Source organism: Propionivibrio sp. (assembly GCF_049316945.1).
Taxonomy (GTDB): Bacteria; Pseudomonadota; Gammaproteobacteria; order Burkholderiales; family Rhodocyclaceae; genus Propionivibrio.
Window position 1 is genome coordinate 1 of the sequence record NZ_JBMOJE010000289.1, and the last position, 2,839, is coordinate 2,839.

General features: G+C 55.9%; 2 protein-coding genes. One reads left to right on the forward strand and one right to left on the reverse strand.

The window, feature by feature from the left end; translation table 11 throughout:
* The first annotated feature begins 322 nt into the window (after window positions 1–322).
* Window positions 323–2,647, forward strand: coding sequence for a putative transposase (locus ACOYNV_RS27100; protein WP_422902928.1), 2,325 nt, complete (start codon window positions 323–325; stop codon window positions 2,645–2,647).
* Here the strand turns inward: ACOYNV_RS27100 and ACOYNV_RS27105 are convergent.
* Window positions 2,628–2,839 (reverse strand): hypothetical protein (locus ACOYNV_RS27105; RefSeq protein ID WP_422902929.1); only part of this gene is annotated, 212 nt, incomplete at its 5' end. The genes ACOYNV_RS27100 and ACOYNV_RS27105 overlap by 20 nt on opposite strands.

Sequence of the window (2,839 nt, forward strand, 5' to 3'; positions counted from 1 at the left end):
ACCGACTGATTCCGCCAGATCGACGAGCAGGAACAGGGCTACAGGATCGTCATCGATCAGATAGACTTGCGGAACAGTTCTGGCAGTTTTTTTTGTATTCATCGAAGTTTGTAAAATAAATCACGCGAAGAAGATACAGACCACCTGATCCCGGAATTTTTCATGGTTTTGGAAACACCTAAAAAAGCCAATAAGTAACAAGCGCTTATCTGATGGAACCGTGGCAAAGTGCAAGAAAGGCACACCGACGCTCCGGATTTTGGGAAGATACCGGTATTGGTCGGGTTGTGCGCCCGAAGCCACCGTCGCGAGGCAATACAAAATGCAGCAACTTCATTTGCCCATGTTTCCACAGGGTGTTACCCAGATCACTAACAGTTTGGGATTTACGCGTGAAAAAGACCAAATCACGTACTTTCACGGCAGTCTGCCGGTGTTTACGCATGCGCTGGACGACCTGGCATCCTTCAGAATGATTACCAGTCAGTTCTTCGTCAGCGGACACGCCAAACAGTCCCAAATCGCCCGGGCGTTCGGCATCCCCCTGGTGACGATCAAGCGCGCTGTCAAGCGCTATCGGGAAGGTGGGCCACGTGCATTTTATGTCGAGAGGAAAACGCGCGGGGCGGCGGTATTGACCGAGCCGGTGCTCGCCGAAGCACAGCGATTACTGGATGATGGACTGAGTGTAAAGGACGTCGCCGCACGGCTGGAACTGAAAAGTGACACTCTGGATAAGGCGGTGCGGTCAGGTCGTGTACATGTCGTAAAAAAAAAAGACCCTGATGCATGGATAAGCAGCAAAAGCGAACGAACAACGCTTGATGCCGCCGCCCCGATGGGCGTGGCCGCGCACGACATCGTCGGCCGACTAGCCGCCAGCGTGGGTGCGCTAGGTGCTGCTGCGCCACGATTTGAAGCCGCTCTGGACGTACCCAATGGCGGCGTACTCTGTGCCTTGCCGGCGCTACTGGCGATGGGACTGCTTGAGGGCACGGAGAGGTTTTTCACGCTCCCTGCGGGATACTACGCCCCTGACAGCCTATTGATGCTGCTCGCCTTCATGGCGCTTTGTCGCATGCAGTCAATCGAAGTCTTGCGTAACTGTGCGCCTGGCGAATGGGGCAAACTGCTGGGGCTGGATCGGGCGCCGGAAGTACGCACCCTGCGCAAAAAAATACACCTGATGAGTGCGGTCGGCCACCCCCTGGAATGGAGCGCCGCCCTGTGCCAACGCTGGATGGAGGGAGCGCCCGAACAGGCCCACGTGCTCTATATCGACGGCCATGTCCGCGTCTATCATGGTCAGCAGACCCGGCTACCCAAGCATTATGTGGCGCGGGAGAAGCTCTGTCTGCGCGCCACGGTCGACTACTGGGTTAACGCCATGGACGGTCAGCCCTTCATGGTCATCAATCAAGTGGTTGATCCCGGCCTGATCCGCTCCATTGAAGAAGAGATTTTGCCCCGTCTGGAAGTACGACATCCGGCTCTTGCCAAACCCGCATCTGAAGCACTTGAAGCATCTGAAGTACCTGAAGCACATGAAGCACCTGAAGCCAACGAAATGCCGGAGAACGCACCTGAAGCACTTGAAGTACCTGAAGCCAACGAAATGCCGGAGAACGCACCAGGCTTGCACCCACGACATCGTCTGGTTCTGGTCTTCGACCGCGAAGGCTATAGCCCCGATTTCTTTCAACGTCTGCTTGAGAAAGGGATCGCTTGCCTGAGCTATCACAAGTATCCCGGTGCAGACTGGGCCGAGGACGAGTTCCAGAGCCAGGCCGTGACCCTGGTGAATAATCAAGTCATTTCCATGCGTCTGGCCGAACGGGGCACACGTCTTCCCAATGGGCTGTGGCTGCGTGAAATTCGCAAACTCACCGATCGAGGCCATCAAACCGCCATTTTGAGCACCGATTACCATACGACCAGTGTCATTCTGGGAGCACGAATGTTTGCCCGATGGTCTCAAGAAAACTTCTTTCGCTATGGCCGTCTAAACTTTGGCCTGGATAGGTTAGCGGACTACAGCACCGAAGAGATTACTGACCCGATCAAGCTCGTCAATCCGGCCTATCGGCAACTCGACAGCCAAGTGCGCAGCGCCAATGCTCGCCTGAGTCGCTTGCTCGCCCAATTTGGCGCGCTCAATCTCGAACTGACGATCGATCCCGAACAGGTGGTTCCCTTTGTTGCCGAGAAGTCCGCTCTCCATGAGCAGATCGAGGGGCTCAAGGCGGATGTCGTCAAGCTTAAGGCGGACAGAAAAGAGACGGCGCACTACATAAAAATTCAGGAGTTGCCCGAAGCAGACCGATTTAAAAAACTGGGCACCTTGAGCAAGCATTTCCTCGATACGATCAAGATTGTCGCCTACCGTGCCGAGTCGGCTATGGCCAATATCGTACGCGAAACCCTGCCAAAACCTGATCAGGCACGGGCGTTACTCTGTGCTCTGTACACGGTCGAAGCAGACCTCTTGCCAGACTATGACGCGAAGACGCTAACGGTGCGTTTGCATCACAGCGCGCGATCTCATACCGACGCTGTGATCACCAAACTCTGCGATGAGCTTTCCGCCACCGAAACCCTCTTTCCCCGTACCGATCTGCGCATGATCTTCAAATTGGGGTCATCGTAAAATCACCGAGATCAGGTGGTCTGACCTTGCGGATTGCCTTCGTGACCCAGTCGCTGACGCTGCCGGCACTGTAGGCGATCGCCTGGTCCAGCAGCGACAGGCCATCACGCATGCTGCCGCGCGCCGCTTGCCCGAGCAGGCGCAGCGCGGCGGGCTCGGCATTGATGGCTTCCTTCTGCAGGATCTCCGCCA

What these genes read in the sequence shown, in the direction of transcription:
- ACOYNV_RS27100 (WP_422902928.1), top strand. Translation starts at nt 323, where the DNA reads ATGCAGCAACTTCATTTGCCCATGTTTCCACAGGGTGTTACCCAGATC.